Origin of the sequence: Sorangium sp. So ce385 (assembly GCF_051474135.1) — a bacterium.
In the GTDB taxonomy this organism is placed as follows: Bacteria; Myxococcota_A; Polyangia; order Polyangiales; family Polyangiaceae; genus Sorangium; species Sorangium cellulosum_D.
In genome coordinates, this window is sequence record NZ_CP150337.1 from 6,392,886 (window position 1) to 6,412,913 (window position 20,028).

15 protein-coding genes are annotated in these 20,028 nt (G+C 72.5%); 9 read left to right on the forward strand and 6 right to left on the reverse strand.

The genetic code is table 11. The features are described 5' to 3' along the window. Positions 1-46 precede the first annotated feature (46 nt). The 7 genes from WME83_RS23330 to WME83_RS23360 all read left to right on the forward strand — a co-directional run bounded on the left by WME83_RS23330 (position 47) and on the right by WME83_RS23360 (position 10,095). A complete protein-coding gene (locus WME83_RS23330; RefSeq protein WP_437321486.1) occupies positions 47-2,497 on the forward strand; it encodes a ribonucleoside-diphosphate reductase subunit alpha in 2,451 nt (816 codons plus the stop codon). 59 nt (positions 2,498-2,556) lie between these two features. Continuing rightward, positions 2,557-3,513, forward strand: coding sequence for a ribonucleotide-diphosphate reductase subunit beta (locus WME83_RS23335; protein WP_437322030.1), 957 nt, complete (start codon positions 2,557-2,559; stop codon positions 3,511-3,513). Between the two features lie 929 nt (positions 3,514-4,442). Then, a complete protein-coding gene (gene dhbC, locus WME83_RS23340) occupies positions 4,443-5,699 on the forward strand; it encodes an isochorismate synthase DhbC (protein WP_437321487.1) in 1,257 nt (418 codons plus the stop codon). Beyond that, a complete protein-coding gene (locus WME83_RS23345; RefSeq protein WP_437321488.1) occupies positions 5,699-7,342 on the forward strand; it encodes a (2,3-dihydroxybenzoyl)adenylate synthase in 1,644 nt (547 codons plus the stop codon). Before dhbC ends, WME83_RS23345 begins: the two co-directional genes overlap by 1 nt. A gap of 89 nt (positions 7,343-7,431) precedes the next feature. Next, positions 7,432-8,415 (forward strand): isochorismatase family protein, encoded by a 984-nt coding sequence (locus WME83_RS23350; protein ID WP_437321489.1) that lies wholly within the window; start codon positions 7,432-7,434, stop codon positions 8,413-8,415. Positions 8,416-8,453: 38 nt separating this feature from the next. After that, positions 8,454-9,299 carry a siderophore-interacting protein gene (locus WME83_RS23355; RefSeq protein WP_437321490.1) on the forward strand — a complete coding sequence of 282 codons (846 nt, stop codon included), beginning with the start codon at positions 8,454-8,456 and terminating at the stop codon, positions 9,297-9,299. 19 nt (positions 9,300-9,318) lie between these two features. Next, the gene (locus tag WME83_RS23360) at positions 9,319-10,095 is read left to right on the forward strand and encodes a 2,3-dihydro-2,3-dihydroxybenzoate dehydrogenase (protein ID WP_437322031.1); all 777 of its coding nucleotides are present in this window, start codon (positions 9,319-9,321) and stop codon (positions 10,093-10,095) included. A 138-nt stretch (positions 10,096-10,233) separates the two neighbouring features. Here the strand turns inward: WME83_RS23360 and WME83_RS23365 are convergent, their stop codons facing one another. The 4 genes from WME83_RS23365 to WME83_RS23380 all read right to left on the reverse strand — a co-directional run bounded on the left by WME83_RS23365 (position 10,234) and on the right by WME83_RS23380 (position 15,758). Further along, positions 10,234-11,235: a PepSY domain-containing protein gene (locus WME83_RS23365; RefSeq protein ID WP_437321491.1), complete on the reverse strand. Its 1,002-nt coding sequence runs from the start codon at positions 11,233-11,235 to the stop codon at positions 10,234-10,236. Further along, positions 11,232-12,485, reverse strand: coding sequence for a hypothetical protein (locus tag WME83_RS23370; protein ID WP_437321492.1), 1,254 nt, complete (start codon positions 12,483-12,485; stop codon positions 11,232-11,234). The genes WME83_RS23365 and WME83_RS23370 overlap by 4 nt, the downstream gene beginning before the upstream one ends. A 34-nt stretch (positions 12,486-12,519) precedes the next feature. Then, positions 12,520-15,366: a TonB-dependent siderophore myxochelin receptor MxcH gene (mxcH, locus tag WME83_RS23375; RefSeq protein WP_437321493.1), complete on the reverse strand. Its 2,847-nt coding sequence runs from the start codon at positions 15,364-15,366 to the stop codon at positions 12,520-12,522. A 161-nt stretch (positions 15,367-15,527) separates the two neighbouring features. After that, positions 15,528-15,758 carry a hypothetical protein gene (locus WME83_RS23380; RefSeq protein WP_437321494.1) on the reverse strand — a complete coding sequence of 77 codons (231 nt, stop codon included), beginning with the start codon at positions 15,756-15,758 and terminating at the stop codon, positions 15,528-15,530. Between the two features lie 513 nt (positions 15,759-16,271). Between WME83_RS23380 and WME83_RS23385 the strand changes: the two genes are divergently transcribed. Both WME83_RS23385 and WME83_RS23390 read left to right on the forward strand, forming a co-directional pair. Next, positions 16,272-17,537, forward strand: coding sequence for a condensation domain-containing protein (locus WME83_RS23385; protein WP_437321495.1), 1,266 nt, complete (start codon positions 16,272-16,274; stop codon positions 17,535-17,537). 78 nt (positions 17,538-17,615) lie between these two features. After that, positions 17,616-18,887, forward strand: a complete 1,272-nt coding sequence (locus tag WME83_RS23390; RefSeq protein WP_437321496.1) for an MFS transporter — start codon at positions 17,616-17,618, stop codon at positions 18,885-18,887. Here the strand turns inward: WME83_RS23390 and WME83_RS23395 are convergent. After that, positions 18,865-19,320, reverse strand: coding sequence for a TlpA family protein disulfide reductase (locus WME83_RS23395; RefSeq protein ID WP_437321497.1), 456 nt, complete (start codon positions 19,318-19,320; stop codon positions 18,865-18,867). The genes WME83_RS23390 and WME83_RS23395 overlap by 23 nt on opposite strands. Continuing rightward, a complete protein-coding gene (locus WME83_RS23400; protein ID WP_437321498.1) occupies positions 19,310-19,885 on the reverse strand; it encodes a peroxiredoxin in 576 nt (191 codons plus the stop codon). Before WME83_RS23400 ends, WME83_RS23395 begins: the two co-directional genes overlap by 11 nt. Positions 19,886-20,028 lie beyond the last annotated feature (143 nt).

Below are 20,028 nucleotides of genomic sequence, written 5' to 3' on the forward strand. Positions count from 1 at the left end.
AGCGGTCCGGGACCGCTCCGAACGAAGCTCGACGAGGAGGATTGCCATGCTGAGCGACACGGTGACGACGGGCGACGGCGCGGCGCCGTTGCGGGCGCGGAGCGCGAGGGGCGGAGGCGCGGAGGAGACGCTCCCGCACACGACGATGCGGGTGACGAAGCGCGACGGGTCGAGCGAGCCCGTCGACGTCAACAAGATCGTCCGGGCCGTGAGCCGCTGCTGCGCGGCGCTGCCCGACGTGGACGCGCTCCGCGTCGCGACAAAGACCATCAGCGGCCTCTACGACGGCGCCACGACGCGGGAGCTCGACAAGCTCTCCATCCAGACGGCGGCGTCGCTCATCGCGGAGGAGCCCCAGTACGCGAAGCTCGCGGCGCGCCTGCTCGCCACCTATATCGACAAGGAGGTCCGCAACCAGGAGATCCACGCCTTCTCGCAGTCCGTGGCCGTCGGGCGGCGGCTCGGCCTCATCAACGAGCGGCTCCACGGGTTCGTGGCGCAGAACGCCCGCAAGCTGAACGACGCGATCGAGCCGGGGCGCGATCACGAGCTCGAATATTTCGGGCTGCGGACCCTCTATGATCGCTACCTCCTCAAGCACCCCGAGGCGCGCGTCGTCATCGAGACGCCGCAGCAGTTCTTCCTGCGCATCGCGTGCGCGCTGTCCGAGACGGCGGCGCAGGCCATCGAGCTTCACCGGCTCTTCTCGTCGCTCGACTACCTCCCGAGCTCCCCCACGCTGTTCAACGCGGGGACGAGCCACGAGCAGCTCTCGAGCTGCTTTTTGCTCGACTCGCCCGAGGACCACCTCGAGACCATCTACCAGCGCTACACCGACGTCGCGCTGCTCTCGAAGTTCTCCGGCGGCATCGGGCTGGCGTACCACCGCGTGAGGTCGCGCGGCTCGCTCATCGAGAGCACCAATGGGCACTCGAGCGGCATCGTGCCGTGGCTCAAGACGCTCGACGCGTCGGTCGCGGCCGTGAACCAGGGCGGCAAGCGCAAGGGAGCCTGCTGCGTCTACCTCGAGCCGTGGCACGCCGACGTCGAGGAGTTCCTCGCGCTGCGCGACAACACGGGAGACGAGGCCGCGCGCACACACAACCTGAACCTCGCGAGCTGGGTCCCGGACCTGTTCATGAAGCGGGTCGAGGCGGACGGCGAATGGAGCCTGTTCGACCCCAAGGACGTGCGCGATCTGCCCGATCTCTACGGCGACGAGTTCGAGCGCCGTTATGCCGAGGCGGAGGGGGCGGGCCTCGCCAAGAAGACGATGAAGGCGCGCGAGCTCTACGCGCGGATGATGCGGACGCTCGCGCAGACGGGCAACGGCTGGATGACGTTCAAGGACAAGGCGAACCGCGCCTGCAACCAGACGGCCCTGCCGGGCCGGATCGTGCACCTCTCGAACCTCTGCACCGAGATCGTCGAGGTGACCTCGAAGGAGGAGACGGCCGTCTGCAATCTCGGCTCGATCAACCTCGCGCGCCACACGGCCGCGCGCGGGGACGGCGCCGTCGCGTTCGATTTCGACAAGCTCGCCCGCACGGTGCGGACGGCGGTCCGACAGCTCGACCGCGTCATCGACCTCAACCACTATCCCATCGATTCCACGCGGCGCTCGAACCTCCGCTGGCGGCCCGTGGGGCTCGGGCTCATGGGCTTGCAAGACGTGTTCTTCCAGATGCGCTTGCCCTTCGACGCCGGCGCCGCGCGGGAGCTCTCGAGGCGGATCTCCGAGGAGGTGTATTATCACGCGCTCTCGACGTCGGCGGACCTCGCCGCCGAGAAGGGGCGCCACCCGGCGTTCGACGAGACGCGCGCGGCGCGCGGGGAGCTCCAGCTCGACGCGTGGGGCGTGGTGCCGGAGGACGCGGCGCGCTGGGACGCGCTCCGCGCCCGCATCCGCGCCGAGGGGCTGCGGAACTCGCTGCTCGTCGCGATCGCGCCGACCGCCACGATCGCCTCGATCGCAGGCTGCTACGAGTGCATCGAGCCGCAGGTGTCGAACCTCTTCAAGCGCGAGACGCTGTCCGGGGACTTCCTGCAGGTGAACCGCTATCTCGTCGCGGAGCTCAAGCGGCGCGGCGCCTGGAACGACGCGGTGCGCGCCAGGCTCAAGCTCGCCGAGGGCTCGGTCCAGGGGCTCGACGAGCTGCCCGAGGAGGTCCGCGCCGTGTACCGGACGGCGTGGGAGATCCCGATGCGCTCGCTCATCGACATGGCCGCGGAGCGCGGCGCCTTCATCGATCAGAGCCAGTCGCTGAACCTGTTCGTCGAGAACCCCACCATCGGCCAGCTCTCGAGCATGTACTTCCACGCATGGAAGAAGGGGCTCAAGACGACCTATTACCTGCGCTCGCGCCCCGCGACGCGCATCGCCAAGGCCACCGTGGACGCGGCGACGGACCTCACGCCTGCGCCGGCGCCGGCGAAGGCGGCCGCGGACGTGGCGTGCGCGCTCGAGAACCCCGAGGCCTGCGAGGCGTGCCAGTGAGCCGCGTGAGCCGCCCCGCGCGCCTGCTCGATCCGGGCCTCTGCCTCACGCTGCGCCCGATGGCGTATCCGGCCTTCTTCGACATGTACCGCGCCGCCATCAAGAACACGTGGACGGTCGAGGAGGTCGACTTCTCCACGGACGTGGGCGACCTGAAGCGGATGACCGGCGCCGAGCGCCACCTCGTGCAGCGCCTCGTCGCGTTCTTCGCCACGGGAGACTCCATCGTGGCGAACAACCTCGTGCTCAACCTGTACAGGCACATCAACGCCCCCGAGGCGCGGATGTACCTGTCGCGGCAGCTCTATGAAGAGGCGCTGCACGTCCAGTTCTACCTGACGCTCCTCGACACGTACATCCCCGATCCGGAGGAGCGCCACCGCGCCTTCGCCGCCGTCGAGAGCATCCCGTCCATCCGGAAGAAGGCCGACTTCTGCATGCGCTGGATCGACGCTGTGCAGTCCCTGGATCGACTGGAGTCGCGCGCGGAGCGGCGGCGGTTCCTCCTGAACCTCGTCTGCTTCGCCGCGTGCGTCGAGGGGCTCTTCTTCTTCGGCGCGTTCGCGTACGTGTACTTCCTGCGCTCGCGCGGCCTGCTGCACGGGCTCGCCGCGGGGACGAGCTGGGTCTTCCGCGACGAGAGCGCGCACATGCGCTTCGCCTTCGAGGTGGTGAGCGCGGTGCGGCGCGAGGAGCCCGAGCTCTTCGACGCCGGCCTCTCGCGGTCGATCGTCGATATGATGGATGAGGCGATCGACTGCGAGGCCCAGTTCGCGGAGGACCTGCTCGGCGCCGGCGTCGCGGGCCTGTCGGCGCGCGACGTGCGCGGCTACCTCGAGTTCTGCGCGGACCAGCGGCTCGTCACGCTCGGCATGCCGAGGCGCTACGGGGCGAAGAACCCGCTGTCCTTCATGGATCTGCAGGACGTCCAGGAGGTCACGAATTTCTTCGAGCGCCGCGTCTCGGCCTATCAGGTCGGCGTCTCCGGGGAAGTCGTCCTCGACGCCTCCTTCTGACGCAGAGCAGATCGAGGCCGAGCGCCCCCTCGCGGTCGCTGCGAAAGGCGAGCTCCGTCCTCTGCATGAGACGCTTCGGCCCCGGATGGCTCGGCGCCTCGGGGCACGAGCGCCGGGACGCGGAGGAGCGGCCCACGGTCGCAAGCAGCGAAAGCCGGCCGCTCCCCATCCCTATGCCGGCATGTCCGGTCTTCAGTAATCACGCACACATCCAAGACACGTCCGCTGACGCCGATGGCGCTGCGCTCGCCCCGGTGACCTGGACGCTACCTCGACGCCCGCTGCACAGCCCGTCAGGCCACGCGTAGGCCGCGCGCGAGGGGGCCACGGGTGTGCACCGGGAAACCTTGACAGTTCTTATTGAACGTGGCATCAATAACTTGAAACTGATTTTCCTTATCAGTACCCACGAGCGGCCCGCGACTTCACGTCCAGAGCCCGATGAACCGAGCCCACGCGGCTCTCGAAGCCCATCGGAGCTGGATGTGACGACGTGCCCATTTCGACGTTCGGGCCGACTCCGCGCCTCGACGCCCTCGCGGGCGGAGCGCGCGTGCCGGCCTCTGGACGCGCGCCTGCGCGCGGCGGCGGAGCCTCTGCGGCCGCGCCTCCACGGCGCCAGGCGGCGTGACGGCGCCGGCAGCGCGGCCCTGAGCCGGTCGATGGGCCAGCGGCGCGCCCCCGCCGCGCTCGCCTCGAGGAGCCGGCGCGCCCCCGCCGCGCTCGCCTCGATGGTCCAGCGCCCCGCAGCTCGGTGCCATGAGACGCGCGGCGCGCCGTGTCCCGGGCGCGCGGGCCGCGCGGACCACCGCGCCCCCGCGCGCTAGCGCCGCAAGAGCGGCCGCCGCCGCGCGGTGACGTGGCCGCGCTCCGGCCCGAGCGCCGCGCCGCGGGCGCCCCCCGATTCCACACCTTTCAAGGAGTGTTCGATGAATTCCATCTCGATGCCGGCTGCCGTCGCTCATCCCTTGTCGAACGCCGGGCAGATCCTCAAGCAATACACCCCCGAGTCAGCGTTCTTCTTCGCGTCGCCGACACGCACCCTCCTCGCGCAGGGCGTGCACGACATGATCCTCGAGACGATCGGCACCGACCGCGGCGAGCGCCTCTCGGACCGCATCACCCGGGTGCTCGCGGCGCAGGGGCGGGCCGGCCACGGCGTCCCCATGGCGGTCGGCGCGGTGCCGTTCAACAGCACCTCGCCCGCGCACCTCATCGTGCCGAAGACGATCCAGAGCGCCGGGCCGCTGAGCTCCGCGGCCGACGCGCTCAGACCCCAGCCGCAGGCCTCCCTCCAGACGCTGCGGAAGGTCCCCGAGCCCCGCGACTACGTGCGCGGCGTCGAGCTGGCCGTGGGCCTGATGCGCAACGAGGCGCTGAGCAAGGTGGTCCTCTCCAGGATGCTGGAGATGACGTTGCGCGAGGCGGTCGACCTCCGCGCCGTCCTGCAGCGCCTCTCGCAGCAGAACCGGAGCGGCTACACCTTCGCCGCCAACCTCACCGATCCGATCGCGGGCCTGTCCGGCGCGGAGCGCGGCCCGAGCTCGCGGCCGCGGACGCTGATCGGCGCGAGCCCCGAGCTGCTCCTGTCCCGATCCGGGCTCCGCGTGGTCGCCAACCCGCTGGCCGGCTCCGCGATCCGCAGCCCGGATCCGGACGAGGACCGGCGGCGCGCCATCGCCCTGCTCGCGTCCGAGAAGGACCGGCACGAGCACGCGATCGTGGTCGACGCCGTCGCCGCCGCGCTCCGGCCGTTCTGCAAGCACCTGAGCGTTCCCGAGGAGCCGTCGCTCACGCAGACGGCGAACCTGTGGCACCTGTCCAGCCGGCTCACGGGCGAGCTCCGCGATCGCTCGATCTCCTCGATGAGGCTCGCCGCCGCGCTGCACCCGACCCCCGCGGTGTGCGGATACCCCACCGAGCGCGCCCGCGCGGCCATCGAGGCGCTCGAGCCCTTCGATCGCGGGTTCTTCACGGGCCTCGTGGGCTGGTGCGACGCCGACGGAGACGGCGAGTGGGCCGTCGTCATCCGCTGCGCCGACGTCGCCGGGCGGGCGCTCCGGCTCTACGCCGGGGCCGGGATCGTCGTCGGCTCCGAAGGCCAGCGCGAGCTCGACGAGACGTCCGCCAAGCTCCGCACGATGCTGAACGCGCTCGGCCTCGACCAGGCGCCGGAGATCGGGTGATGCCCACCGAGGAAAGCCGACAGGCGCTCTCCGGCTGGACCCCTTGGCCGCCCGAGGTGGCCGAGCTCTACCGGCGCGAAGGCTACTGGCGCGGCGAGACGTTCGGGGACCTGCTCCGCGCGCGGGCCGCGCAGCACCCGGATCGGATCGCCCTCGTCGGCGACGACCGCCGGCTGAGCTACAGCGAGCTCGATCGGCGCGCCGACCGCCTCGCCGCGGGCCTCCTGCGCCTCGGGATCCAGCCGCGGGATCGCGTGGTGGTCCAGCTCCCGAACATCGTGGAGTTCTTCGAGGTGTGCTTTGCGCTGTTCCGCCTCGGCGCCCTCCCCGTCCTGGCCCTGCCCGCCCACCGGCGCGCCGAGATCACGTATTTCTGCGAGCACACGGAGGCGGTCGCCTACGTCATCGCCGACCGGGACGGCGGGTTCGATTACCGGGAGCTGGCGAGTCAGGTCCGGCGGGACGTGAAGACCGTGAAGCACGTCCTCGTGGCCGGCCAGCCCGGCGAGCACACCGCGCTCGAGGGCGTGTACGCCGAGCCCGTGGAGCTGCCGAGCCCCGCGGCGGGCGACGTGGCCTTCTTCCAGCTGTCCGGCGGGAGCACCGGAGTGCCCAAGCTGATCCCGCGGACGCACGACGATTATCTCTACAGCGTGCGGGCCAGCGCGGAGATCTGCGCGCTCGACGCGGGCAGCGTGTACCTGGCCGTCCTGCCCGCCGCGCACAACTTCACCCTGAGCTCGCCGGGGAGCCTCGGCGCGCTCTGCGCCGGCGGCCGCGTGGTGCTCAGCCGCCGTCCCAGCCCGGACGAGGCGTTCCCGTGGATCGAGCGGGAGAAGGTCACGATCACCGCGCTCGTGCCGCCGCTCGCCGCGCTGTGGCTGGAGTCGGCCCGGACCACACGGCACGACCTGTCGAGCTTGAAGGTGCTCCAGGTGGGCGGCGCCAAGCTCGCCGCGGAGGTGGCGCGCCGGGTCCGGCCGACGCTGGGCTGCGCCCTGCAACAGGTGTTCGGGATGGCCGAGGGCCTGGTCAACTATACCCGCCTCGACGATCCCGAGGAGATCACGAGCGAGACCCAGGGCCGGCCCATCTCGCCCCACGACGAGGTCCGCGTCGTGGACGACGAGGACCGCGACGTCGAGGACGGGCAGGTCGGTCACCTGCTCACGCGCGGGCCTTACACGATCCGCGGCTATTACAAGGCCGACGCGCACAACGCGAAGGCGTTCACGCGCGACGGCTTCTACCGGACGGGCGATCTCGTGCGACGCACGCCGTCGGGCTACCTGGTCGTCGAGGGCCGCGCCAAGGACCAGATCAACCGCGGCGGCGAGAAGATCGCGGCCGAGGAGGTCGAGAACCACGTCCTCGCCCACCCGGCGGTGCGCGACGCGGCGCTCGTGGCCATGCCGGACGAGCGGCTCGGCGAGCGGTCGTGCGCGTTCCTCGTGCCCCGCGGGCAGCCGCCGGCCGCGCGCGAGATCAACGCCTTCCTGCGCGAGCGCGGCGTCGCCCCGTACAAGGTGCCCGATCGCATCGAGTGGCTCGAGGCGCTCCCGACGACGAGCGTCGGCAAGGTGGACAAGAAGGCGCTCCGCAAGTGGATCGCCGATCGGCTCGCGCAGGGCGCCGCGCGCTGAGGCGCGGCGCGGGCCGGGGCGGCGGGGCGACGGCGCGTCGCTCGAGCCGCCGAGATGAAACGCTGTGACCACGTGAGAGAGGAACAACCATGGCCATCCCCAGCATCCAGACCTATTCCATGCCACGCGTCGACGAGCTCCCGGAGAGCCGGGTGCCCTGGCGGCCGGATCCGAGGCGCGCGGTCCTCCTGATCCACGACATGCAGGACTACTTTCTCGGCTACTACGACGCCAAGGCGTCGCCGGTCGTCGAGCTGCTCGCCAACACCCGCCTGCTCCGCGAGCGGTGCGCGGCGAGCGGGATCCCGGTCGTCTACACGAAGCAGCCCGCCGAGCAGACGAAGGCGCAGCGCGGCCTGCTGCTCGATCTCTGGGGGCCCGGGCTGACGCAGCACCCGCACAAGGAGGCGATCGTCAGCGATCTCGCGCCGGGGAGCGCCGATACGGTCCTCACCAAGTGGCGTTACAGCGCCTTCCAGCGCACCGAGCTCCTCGACCTCCTGCGCCGGTGGGGGCGCGATCAGCTGATCGTGTGCGGGATCTACGCCCATATCGGGTGCCTGATGACCGCGTGCGAGGCGTTCATGAACGACATCCAGCCGTTCTTCGTGACCGACGCGACCGCCGACTTCTCCCGGGCGCAGCACGAGATGGCCATCGCCTACGTGGCGCAGCGGTGCGGCGTCGCGCTGCCGACCAGCGCCGTCGTGGCCGCGCTCGCGCCCCGGGACGACGCGGGCGCCGCGCCGCGCGAGGCGGCGCCGCTCGGGCGGGCGCAGGGCCGGGCGAGCTGGCTCGATCGCCTGCGCGGCGACGTCGCCGAGATCCTCGATCAGCCCGCCTCGGCGCTCTCGGATCGCGAGCACGTGCTCGACCTGGGGCTCGACTCCATCCGCCTCATGACCCTCGTCGAGCGGTGGCGCGCCGCGGGGATCGACGTCACGTTCGTGGAGCTCGGCGAGCTGGAGACGCTGGCGCAGTGGTGGGAGCTCCTGTCGACCCGGCTGCCGCGCGAGGCCCGGCAAGCCCACCGGCAGGGCGGAGAGGCGCGCAGCCAGGAGGCCGCCGGCTGACGCCCGCGTCACCGCGCGTCGACGAGCCCGGACTCACCATGAGCCACACCGCGACTCCCCCGCAAGCGGCGGCGGCGCGCACGCCGCCGCGTCTCCTCGAGGTGCTGCGCGCGACCTCGATCACGCCTCATCTGCGGCGGATCACCCTCGGCGGCGAGGCGCTCGCGGGGTTCCCCGCGGGCTCCGGCGGCGCGCACATCAAGGTGTTCCTCCCGCGGGACGGCCAATCGGCGCCGGAGCTGCCCACGCTCGGCCCGGACGGCCCGGTCTGGCCTCCCGCGCCGCGGCGGCCGATCACGCGCACGTACTCGGTGCGTCGGTACGACGCGCGGGCGGGCGAGCTGGACGTCGACTTCGTGCTGCACGGGGACGACGGCCCCGCGTCGCGCTGGGCCCGCCGGGTCGAGCCGGGCGGCCGGATCGGCGTCGCCGGGCCCAGCGGCCCGGATCCGATGCTGGGGCCCGCCGACTGGTACCTCCTGGCCGGCGATCTCGCCGCGCTGCCGGCGATCGGCGCGCTGCTGGAGGCCCTGCCGGCCACGGCGCGCGGACACGCCTTCATCGCGGTCCCGGACGAGGCCGACGTGCAGCCGATCGCCAGCCCGCCGGCCGTCGCGCTGACCTGGTTACCGCTCCGCGGAAGGCACGCGCCCGGCCCCGAGCTGGAGGACGCGGTGCGCGCCCTCGAGTGGCCGCCGGGTCGGGCTTTCGCCTGGGTCGCGGGCGAGGCGTCGTCGGTCCGCGCGATCCGCGACCACCTGCGGAACGAGCGCGGCCTCGGGCGCGACGCGATGTACGCCGTGCCGTACTGGAAGGCCGATCGCGCCGAGGAGGCGTATCACGAGGAGCGCCACCGGTTCATGGATGAGCTCGACCCCACCTGACGGAGAGCGAGAGATGGAGATGGACTTCAATCACAAGGTCGCGCTCGTCACGGGCGCCGCCCAGGGGATCGGCGAGGCCGTCGCGCGGGCGCTCGCGGCGCGCGGCGCGGCCGTGGCGGCGCTCGACGCGAACCGGGAGCGCCTCACCGCCGTGGTCGCCGATCTGACGGCGAGCGGCCGCCGCGCCGCGGCGTTCCCGGCCGACGTGTCGGACGGCGAGGCCGTCGACCGCGTCGTGGACCGGGTCGAGCGGGAGCTCGGGCCGCTGGACATCCTGGTCAACGTGGCGGGCATCCTGCGCGTCGGCCCGGTCCTGGAGCTGAGCGACGACGACTGGGAGCGGACCTTCGCGGTCAACACCCGGGGCGTGGTCAACGTGAGCCGGGCCGTGGCGCGGCGCATGACGGGGCGCGCTTCGGGGTCGATCGTGACGGTCGGGTCCAACGCCGCGCGGACCCCGCGGGTGCACATGGCCGCTTATGCCGCCTCGAAGGCGGCCACGACCATGTTCACGAAGTGCCTCGGCCTGGAGCTCGCGAGATACAATATCCGGTGCAACGTGGTCTCCCCGGGCTCGACGGACACGCCGATGCAGCGCGCGCTCTGGACCGACGGGCGCGGGGCGCGCGCGGTCATCGCCGGCTCCCCGGAGGCGTTCAAGCTGGGGATCCCGCTGAACCGGATCGCCGAGGCCGAGGACGTCGCCGCGGCGGTGCTGTTCCTCGCCTCGGATCAGGCGCGGCACATCACGATGCACGACCTCTGCGTCGACGGCGGCGCCACGCTCGGCGCCTAGCGCGCCGATCACGTCGATCCGGCGAAAAACGAACCGCCGAGATGCCAATGACGCCGAGAGGCGAATCCCCTCTTGGCGTCATTGGCGTCTTGGCGGTTTCACGTTCTGCGCTGTTCAGCCAGCTTCACGCTCTAGCCCTCACGCGCCGCCCTTCTCGACCTTGCCGAACACGATGTCCGACGCCGTGCCGCTCATCACCACGGCGGCCACGGCGATGGCGACCGCGACGGCGACGGCGCCGACGACCCGGGACGGCTTCATCTGCCACCACATCGCCAGGCCGGTCAGCGCCCAGAGGACCAGGGTGATCCCGGTGATGTCCGCGAACAGCGCCCAGATCCAGGTCATGCCGCCGTGCACCGGGAAATGGTGTGTCTTGTGGAGCATCCCGAGCAGCTCCACGAAGAGCGGCTGTCCGGCGCCGCCGTCGAGCCGCCCGTCGAGGCGGCCCGCGCCGAGGTCGTACGTGACGTTCCACAGGCGGCCGTCCGCGTCGCGCATGCGAAAGCGCAGCTCGGGGCTCACCTTCGGGTGGGCGCGCAGCGGCCCCGCGCCGTCGACGCCCAGCTTGGGCAGCAGATCCTTCACCTGCGCCTCCACGGCCGCCATCCGGTGCTCGGGCAGCTCGACGATCGCGCCGGCGAAGGGAGGCTCGGGGGGCTTCGCGGGCTCGGGCGGGAACGTGGAGAGCGTCGCGGCGCCGTCGTCCAGGCGGATGAGCACCATGGTGCGCCCCCCCTCGCTGGTCGAGCCGATGAGCTCGGGCCAGCCCGAGAACGCGCCGGGGGTCGACGCGTCGAGCGTGTAGCGGGACGGCGAGCCGGCGTTGAGCTGCTCGACGACCTTGCGCGCCACGGCGTCGGGATCCCACGGCGTGAACCCGGTGAGCGACGACACCTGCTCGGCCGAGATCGACCGCCGCTCGAAGTCGCGCCCGATCTGCGGGTGGTTGAACAGCACGCCGCTGATCCCGAACAGCAGGATCCAGGGAAACACGAGCAGCCCGAGGTACATGTGCGCGCGCCGCACGACCTTCATGGCGGCGCCGTACCGCTGCCGCGGGCGGCGGCCCTGCGGGGCGCGGGGCTCCCGCGCAGGGCCGTCGCTCGTCGCACCTTCGCGATCGGGCGCCAGCATCATCGCAGCTTCGCGGCCGAGAACACGACGCCGGGCGCGCTCAGGCTCACCTCGCCGGGGCCGTTGCCGCCGAGCTCGCGGAAGGTGGTGGAGTCCTGGCCGAGGAACTGGAGCACGAAGCTCTCGCCGCCGAGCGACACGCTCACGACGCTGCCGCTCGTGGGCTCGGCGTCGAGCAGCGTGGCCTCCGGGGCGTCGCCGAGGGTGACGCTGGCCCACCGCCACGCCGCGGCGCTCGCGAGCACCCGCGGGTGGGTGTCCTCCTTGATGTCGAACGCGCCCTCGTCGAGCACGCGCAGGTACGCCTCGCCGCCGGAGCCGACGATCAGCGAGCCGGCCGCATCGCCGTCGAACAGCGAGCCGAGCTCGACGTGGAAGTCGGGGTCGAACGCGCCGGCCTCGAGGTCGAACCGCAGCATGCACGGCGCCGCCGCGCTGTCGGGGTTGAGCCGGTGCACCGCGGCGCCGTACGCCTCGGTGGCCATGTAGATCTTGCCGTCGGGCCCGACGGCGCCGTCGCGCACGTAGCCGCAGCGATCGTCGGTGACCACGGTCGCCTCGTCCGTCGCCGTGTCCACGACGACGATCCCGGCCTGGCTCGGCACCTCGGGCCCGTTCCTCCAGCCGGCGAAGGAGATCACCGCGCCGTCCACGCGCAGGGGCGCCGCGGTGAAGGTGAGCGTCGCGTCCCCGAGCACGAGCGCGTCGAGCGGGATGGCGCCGGTGACCGTCATCTCCTTCGGATTCCAGATCACCACCTGGGCGGTGTACCCGTCGAAGAAGTACGCCTTGGTCTCGGACACGAACTGGAACTGCCCCCCGTACTCGTCGATCTTCGCGAGCCCCTGGCCCTGGAAGCTCACCGTGGCGCCCTTCTTCAGGCTGCCGTTCGCCTCGAGGTCGTAACGGGTCACGGTCGGCGCGGCGTCGCTCGCCACGAACAGGGCACCCCCGCCGTCGGGGCCCGCGCCGATGCCGCGCCCCAGGATCTCGATGCCGCTGTCGAGCGACAGCGGCTGATCGCTGTCGAGCGTATCGGTCAGGAGGATATAGCTCAGCGTGTCGGCCGCCTCGACCCCGAACACCTGCGTCGTGAGCGCGATGACCTCCCCCGTGGCGCCGCCCGCGCCCCCGGTGCCGCTGTCACCCCCGTTGCCGCCGACGCCGTCGCTCTCATCGTCGCCGCACGCGGCGAGGCAAGGGACGATCAGGGTGAACAAGAACGGCGTGAGCTGACGCAGAGAACGCGACATGAACTACTCTCCTTGGGTTCGATCGATCACGGGGTCACAGATCGAGGACGAGCTTGGCGTAAGCCGCTCGCCCTGGACGCTGTACACCATAGAAATCAAAGGCTTTTTCGTCGGTGAGGTTGTGGACCTCGAGGCTGCCGCTCACCGAGCGTCCGCCGCGCTGCACCGCGTAGGCGAGCGTGAGCGCGTGCAGGAGCTGCGGTTCGAAAGCGTGCTTCTCGTCCCCGGCGCTCTCCCAGCCGAGGAAGAACTCGCCGACGTAACGCGTGCTCCAGGTCAGCGACAGCGCGTCGTGCGGGTGGAACGGCTCGGGCCAGGTGAGGCGCGCGGAGGCGTCGGCGAACAGGTACGGCTGGTTGAGCATGCGCTCGCCCTTGAAGCGGGCGAGCGGGCCTGTGCCGGCCGTGTTGCGGAAGTCCTGCCATGTGAGCTGACCGTCGAGGGCCAGCCACTCCCCCGGGGACGTCCACCCGATCGCCGACTCGAAGCCCACGGACCGGGCCGACGGGAAGTTCTCGTATTTGGCGTAGCTGGCCTCTCCGCCCAGCCGGATGAGATCCTCGGCGAAGCGGCCGAAGCCGTTCACGTCGAAGCGGAGCTCCCCGAAGCCGGTCTCCGCGCGCTCCAGGGTCACGCCGGCGTTCACGTTGTGGCTCACCTCCGGCGCGAGGTGCAGGCTGTCGGTGATGACCCCGCCGTCGCCGAACAGCTCTTCCGCGTTGGGCAGCCGGGTGGCAAGCTCGTACGAGGCCTTCGCGTAGAGCGCATCCGTGAAGCGGAAGCGCAGGCTGTCGCCGATCCCGAGCCGGTGGCGCGTCAGGTCGAGATCGCGGAGGGCGCCGCTCGGGAGCAGCTCCTTGGTCCCGATCACCTGCGCATAGCCCTTGAGGAAGGCGATGTTCGCGAGCCGGCCATCGAGCCCCTTCGCCTCGTACTCGACGCCCGCCACGCCGCCGAGCACCCCCCGCCGCGCGGTGAGCGGATCGTACCGGTCGCGGATCGCGCTGTTCTTCCCGGCGCGGGTCGCGTAGGTCGGCGACACCCCGAAGCGCAGGAGGTGATCCGGCGCGGCGCGGTAGGCCAGGCTCACGGTGGCGAACGCCGTGTGCTGGAGGACGGCCTGGTCGGCCGCGCGGCCCATCTCCCCGCGCTGCGGGAGCTTCGCCACGCAGCGACCTCGCCAGTCGTAACGGCACGTCCCGAGATCGCGGAAGACGGTGCGCGCGAGCGTATACCCCGCCACGGCGTCGAGCCGGAGCCCCTTCGAGAGCGGCTGCGCATACCGCACGTGACCGCCGCCGGACTGCCTGCCGTAGGTGACCTCGCCATAGGGCACCGTCATGTACAGGTTGTGCTGCACGTCGCGGTCGTGCGCCGTGTAGAAGGCCCGCAGGAGCAGCCGATCGGCCCAGGGCCGCCGGAGCCACCCGCCCTCGATCGAGCCGCCGGCCGCGCGGTAGCGGTCGTGAAAGCGGCGGACGTCGGCGCGCACCATGCGCCCGTTCGGGGCCACCACCTCGACGTCCTGCATCGGGTAGTCGTTCCGCGCGTGGTCGGCGAACGCGCTCGCGCGCGCGAACAGCCCGCTGGGCTCGTCGGCGTGGCGCGCGCTTAGGGTCAGCCGGTACGTGCCGAAGGAGCCGGCCTGGTAGGACGCCGAGCCGCCCGTCCCGCGGGTCTCGCGATCGGTCACGAGGTTCACCGCGCCGCCGAGCGCGTCCGCGCCGAAGCGCACGGGCACGACGCCGCGGTAGATCTCGACCCGCTCGACGAGGTTGACCGGGACGCTGGCGATCCCCGCCGAGTAGCCCGCCAGCGCGAGCGGCACGCCGTCGAGGAAGAAGCGGATCTGGTCGCCGGTGAGGCCGTTCAGCGAGAAGCGGGCGGCGGAGCCGAGCCCGCCGCCGCGGCGCACGCTCACGCCCTCGGAGCGGGCGAGCACCTCGCCGAGATCCGCGGACTGCCGCCGCGCCTGCGCGGTCTCGACGACCCGCACGGCCTCCGCGGATCGGCGCAGCCGCTCGGCCTCCGAGGCGCCGCGCACGCTCACCTCGAGCGGCGAGGCCGCGGCCAGCGGCGCGAGGCGCAGCGTCGCCTCCGCCTCCCGCCCGGCGGCGGCCTCCACGCGCACGCGGAGCCGCTGCGCGAACGCGGCCTCGGCGGTGACGTCGTACGGGCCCGGCACCAGCGCGTCGACGCGGAAGCGGCCGCGCTCGTCGGTGCGCGCGACCTGGCGCGCGGCGCCGTCCGGCGACGCCACCGCGACCTCGACGCCGGCCACGGGCTCGGCGCCGGGACCCGACCAGAGGACGCGCCCGGCCACGCTCGCGGTGGCGGGCGTCGCTGCCGCGGATGTCGCTGGCGCCTCCATCGCCGCCGCGGGCGGCGATGCGATCGGCGCCGCCGCGGCGGGCGGCGCGGGCAACCGGAAGTCGTAGCGGTAGAGGATGCGCGCCGCGACGCTGCGGCCGCCTCGCAGGGCGGGCCGGAAGCGGAAGCGCAGCGCCGCCTCCTGCGCGGCCTCGTCGAACCCGTGACCTGCGGGCGACGCGACGTCCGCCTGCGTGACGCGCCCCGCCGCGTCGATCGTCAGCTTCAGGACGACGCTCGCCTCCTGGCCCGCCGCGCGCGCCTCCTCCGGATACGCGGCCTCCACGGGCTCGACGAGCTCGGGCGCGCGCGCCTCGAGCGCCGCGCCGTCGCCCGGCGCCCCGCGCCCCGCCTCGCCCTCCGGCGCCGCGCCGCGCTCGCGCGCCTCCCCGCTCGGCGGCGCCTCGTCGCGCGGCCGCGCCTCCTGCGCGGAGGCGGCGCGCGCGCCGCAGAGGAGCACGGCCAGGATCCAGAACGTCCCGCCGCGGCGGGGGGCGCGTCCGCCGATCATCCCCTCTCCAACCCGGCGCGCCGCATCGCCGCCGTCCGGCGCGCTGGACGGCCGTGCGCCGCGCCGCCGCCCTCGGCGTTCCGCCTCCTGGTCGACCCGGCGCTCGCCCGCGCGGCCGCGATCGGCGCTCGCATCTCGGCGCTGCTGCGGGCGTTCATGGGTCAGAGCTCGACCTCGGTCTCGGCCGTCGCGTCGTCCCCCGCCGGCGCGATCGGGATGACCACGACGCGCTTGCATCGCCGGCACTTCAGCTCGATGCCCCCGGCCACGTGCCGCGCGAGCATGCTGCCGCAGTCGCAGCGCACGGCGTCGGTCCCCCCATGGCCGGCGACGCCGCAGCGCTCGCACCGGCCGCCGGACGGAGCCTCCCGTTTCAGCGTCAGGTCGTTCATCCCTGGCCCTCTTTCCCGTCCACGACGATCCAAGAAATGATAATGAAAGTAACTTTCAACTCGATCGAATCGAGCGTCTACCATGAAATTGGGCGGTTGGTCAATCAAAAATCGCCCGCAACGGAAGCGGCACCTGGAGGCCTGGCTCACCCACCGAGGGCGGCCCGCCCAGGCGGCGCACCGCGATCCCGCGAAAATCGGCCCATGCGCCGGCCCGAGCGAATCCGCTTGACGGGATCTACCCGATCCTCTAGCTAATTGAAAGCAGCTTTCACTTTCATATTACCGCGTGCCGGTTCACCGCTCCGGGCGAGCGCGCCGGGACCGGTCTCCGGGGCGGCGGGACGACGTCGGTCAGCCCGGTCGCCCGATGCGCGCCGTCTCGGGCCCTCGTGCGAGCGCGCAGGCCGCGCGCTGCCCCCGCGAGGGGCGGCGGCGCGCGGAGGCGGAGTGAAGACGACAACGACGAGCCACGCGCGCTTCGTGGAAGCCGCGTCCTGAGGTCCTGAATCCATGAGCGTCAGTCACCCCCTCACCCAAGCGCAAGCGGCCATGTGGCTCGACCACACGAGGGATCCGCAGAGCACCGTCAACAACACGGCGGAGCGCGTCGAGCTGCGCGGGCCGCTCGACCTCGATCGGCTCAGGCAGGCGCTCCTCGCCATGCAGGGCGAGGCGGAGGCCCTGCACATCCGCTTCTTCGAGCAGGACGGCGAGCCCCGCCAGCGCCTCGGGGAGGCGGCGCAGCCCCCCATCGCGCTGCGCGATCTGACCGGCGCGGAGGACCCGCGGCGCGCGGCCGACAGGGAGATCCTGGAGCGGCTCGACGAGCCCTTTTCGCTCGAGGAGGGGCGGCTCTACGACCAGACCATTTACCGGCTCGCGCCCGATCACCACCTCTGGGTCTTCCGCGCTCACCACATCACCCTCGACGGCTACGGCTTCCAGCTCTGCAAGAGCCGGGTCGCCGAGCACTACCGCGCGCTCGGGGGCGGCGGGCCGCTCTCCCCGCGGTTCGCCGGCTTCGCCCCGGTGATCGCCGAGGACGTCGCTTACCAGGGCTCCGCGCAGGTCGCGCGGGACCGCGAGGCGCTCATGCGCGTTTACGACGGGCTCGATCTGCCGCCGGTGCTGTTCGAGGAGCTGGGCCTCCTGCGGGGGAACCGCGCGAGCACCGCGCTGCCCGCGCGGCTCGGCGCGAAGCTCAAGAAGCGGGCGATCGAGCTCAAGACCAGCTGGCCCAACCTGCTCTTCGGCATGGTGGCGGCGTTCCACGCGCGCCTGACCGGGGAGCGCGACGTGCTCCTCGGCGTCCCGGTGATGCAGCGGATGGGCAGCGCCGCGCTCAACGTGCCGTGCATGGCCATGAACATGATCCCCGTCCGGGTCCGCGTCGATCCGGGCGCCACCCTCCCGGAGCTCGCGCAGCGCGCGCGGCGCGCCTTCGACGGCCTGCGCGCCCACCAGCGGTACCATTACCTGCACCTCTGGCGCGACATGGATCACAAGCGCCTGTTCGGCCCCGAGGTGAACGTCATCCCGTTCAACGCGCCGCTCGACTTCGGCCCCGAGCTCCAGGCGACCGTGACCAACGTCGCTTCCGGCCCGGTGGAAGATCTCTCCTTCGCGTTCTCCAGCTGGGGAGACGACATCCATTTCACGCTCGACGGGCACCCGTCGCTCTACGATCGGGCCACCCTCGAGGGGCACCAGCAGGCGTTCGTGGCGGCGCTGGACGCGGGCTGCGACGCGCCCGCGGCGGCCACGCTGGCGTCATGAGCGCCGCCCAGCGACCGCGCGGGGGCCGGGGCGCCGCCGCGGCACGGGAGGCGGCCGGGGGCCGGGCGCGAGGCGATCATGGCTAGCGCGCGCTCCGAACGGACGATCCTGCTCCTCGTCGCGGCGGTCCAGTTCGTCAACCTCCTCGACGTCATGATGGTCATGCCGCTCGGGCCGGACCTCGCCGCGGCGCTCGGCATCCCGCTGTCGGATCTCGGCCTCGTCGGCGGCAGCTACACCGCGGCCGCGGCGCTCTCGGGCGTCGCCGGCGCGTTCTTCCTCGACCGGTTCGACCGGCGCCGCGCGCTCGCGGTCGCGATGCTCGGCCTCGTCGTCGCCACGGCGGCGGGCGGCCTCGCCACCGGGCTCTCGACCCTGCTCGCGGCGCGCGTCCTCGCCGGCGCCTTCGGGGGGCCCGCGGCGGCGATCTCCCTGTCGATCGTCGCCGACGTCATCCCGCCCGAGCGGCGCGGCAAGGCCATGGGCGTCGTGATGGGCGCCTACTCGTTCGCCGCGGTGCTCGGCGTGCCGGCCGGGCTGGAGCTCGCGCGGCGCGGCGGCTTCCAGGTGCCCTTCTTCGCGGTCGCCGGGCTCGGGGTCCTCGTCGCGGGCCTCGCGACCGCGCTGCTGCCCTCGATGCGCGGCCACATCGGCGGCGCGGCGGCGCCGGGGAGCGCCCTCGGCGAGCTCCGCGCCCTGCTCGGCCGCCCGCTCGTCGTGCGCTCGTACCTGGCGACCACGGCCCTGATGATGGCGTCGTTCCTGATCATCCCGAACATCTCGGCCTACGTGCAGAACAACCTCGGCTACCCGCGCGAGCGGCTCGGCCTGCTCTACCTCGCGGGCGGCGCGCTCAGCTTCGTCGTGATGCGCACGGCGGGCCCGCTGCTCGACCGGCTCGGCTCGTTCCGCACGAGCCTCTCCGGCGCGGCGCTGCTCGTCGCCGTCCTGTACGCCGGGTTCCACGCGTACGTGCCGGGGCTGCCGGTGCTCGCGGTGTTCGTCGGCTTCATGACCGGCACGACGATCTGCAACATCTCGTACAGCACGCTCGCCTCGAAGGTGCCGCTCCCCTCGGAGCGGGCGCGCTTCGCCTCGATGCAGTCGGCGGTGCAGCACCTCGCGTCCGCGCTCGCCGCGTTCGTGTCCGCCAGGATGCTCCGCGAGCTCCCGGACGGGCGCCTCGACGGCATGGGCGGCGTGGCCGCGCTGGCGATCGCCTGCACGCTCGTCTTCTGCCCGCTGCTGCTCTGGATCGAGCGCCAGGTCGCCCTCGACCTCGCGGGCCGCGCCGGGCCGGCGCTCGCCGCGCGGCCGGCCGGGTCGCTCAGCCGCCCTCCTCGCCCGTGAGCTGCGCGAGCGCGCGCCCGAGGTGCGACAGCCCTGCGGCGCCCGCGGATCGCGCCCGCAGCTTCCCCTCGCCGTCGAACAGGAAGTAGGCGGGCCAGAGGCCGCCCGTCTCAAAGCGGTCGCCGATCGCGTGCGCGTTGTCGATGGCGACCGGCTCGTCCATGCCGCTCTCCGCCACGGCGGCCTCCACCCGATCGACGCGCGTGTCGGACTCCTGGCGAGGCATGTGGACCGAGACGAAGCGGACGCCGCGCGGCCCATATTTGTCCTTCCACGCGCGCAGGGTGGGCAGGTTGTCCTTGCAGAGCGAGCACGACACCGCCCAGAACTGCACGACGACCGGCGCGCCCTCGAGCGCGGCGGGCGTGGGCTCGCCGTGCAGCCAGCGGGTCGCGCCCTCGAACGAGGGCATCGGCGCGCCGCTAGGCAGCACGGCGCTGCTCCGCCGAGATCTCGATCGTGTCCTTGCCCGGCTTCCAGTCGGACGGGCACAGGCCGCCGGTCTGGAGCGCCGCGAGCACGCGGAGGGTCTCGTCGGTCGAGCGGCCGATGTTGAGCGAGTGGACCACGGCGTACTGGAGGATGCCCTTGGGATCGACGATGAAGAGCCCGCGCAGCGCCGCGTGGACGCCCTCGATGAGGACGCCGTACCTGCGCGCCACGTCGCCCGCGTGGTCGGCGGCGATCGGGTAGTTCACGCCCGCGATGCCGTTCTGCTCGCGGGGCGTCATCGCCCAGGCCCGATGGGTGTAGGTCGTGTCGGTCGAGCAGCCGAGGAGGCTCGTGCCGAGCTGATCGAAGTCGGCGCGCCGATCGGCCAGGGCGAGGATCTCGGTCGGACAGACGAAGGTGAAGTCCATCGGATAGAAGAAGAAGAGGAGCCACCGGCCGCTGTGATCCGACAGCGAGACCGTGAGATCGTGGCGGTTCGGGGCGGCGGGATCGAACACGGGGAGCGTGAACGCGGGGGCGGGCTCACCCACTCTGGCGATGGACATGGTTCCTCCGTGGGCCTCGTCGAGCGCGAGCTCGATCGGCCGGCGCGCTGGCAATTGCGGCGATCGATGACGTCGATCGATGACGTCGATCGATGACGTCGATCGACGGCATCGACGCGGAGGTCGTGGTGCCGGTGCCCGCG

Coding starts and splice junctions, on each gene's coding strand:
- WME83_RS23330 (WP_437321486.1), top strand. CDS start 47: ATGCTGAGCGACACGGTGACGACGGGCGACGGCGCGGCGCCGTTGCGG.
- WME83_RS23335 (WP_437322030.1), top strand. CDS start 2,557: ATGGCGTATCCGGCCTTCTTCGACATGTACCGCGCCGCCATCAAGAAC.
- dhbC (WP_437321487.1), top strand. CDS start 4,443: ATGAATTCCATCTCGATGCCGGCTGCCGTCGCTCATCCCTTGTCGAAC.
- WME83_RS23345 (WP_437321488.1), top strand. CDS start 5,699: ATGCCCACCGAGGAAAGCCGACAGGCGCTCTCCGGCTGGACCCCTTGG.
- WME83_RS23350 (WP_437321489.1), top strand. CDS start 7,432: ATGGCCATCCCCAGCATCCAGACCTATTCCATGCCACGCGTCGACGAG.
- WME83_RS23355 (WP_437321490.1), top strand. CDS start 8,454: ATGAGCCACACCGCGACTCCCCCGCAAGCGGCGGCGGCGCGCACGCCG.
- WME83_RS23360 (WP_437322031.1), top strand. CDS start 9,319: ATGGACTTCAATCACAAGGTCGCGCTCGTCACGGGCGCCGCCCAGGGG.
- WME83_RS23365 (WP_437321491.1), bottom strand. CDS start 11,235: ATGATGCTGGCGCCCGATCGCGAAGGTGCGACGAGCGACGGCCCTGCG.
- WME83_RS23370 (WP_437321492.1), bottom strand. CDS start 12,485: ATGTCGCGTTCTCTGCGTCAGCTCACGCCGTTCTTGTTCACCCTGATC.
- mxcH (WP_437321493.1), bottom strand. CDS start 15,366: ATGATCGGCGGACGCGCCCCCCGCCGCGGCGGGACGTTCTGGATCCTG.
- WME83_RS23380 (WP_437321494.1), bottom strand. CDS start 15,758: ATGAACGACCTGACGCTGAAACGGGAGGCTCCGTCCGGCGGCCGGTGC.
- WME83_RS23385 (WP_437321495.1), top strand. CDS start 16,272: ATGAGCGTCAGTCACCCCCTCACCCAAGCGCAAGCGGCCATGTGGCTC.
- WME83_RS23390 (WP_437321496.1), top strand. CDS start 17,616: ATGGCTAGCGCGCGCTCCGAACGGACGATCCTGCTCCTCGTCGCGGCG.
- WME83_RS23400 (WP_437321498.1), bottom strand. CDS start 19,885: ATGTCCATCGCCAGAGTGGGTGAGCCCGCCCCCGCGTTCACGCTCCCC.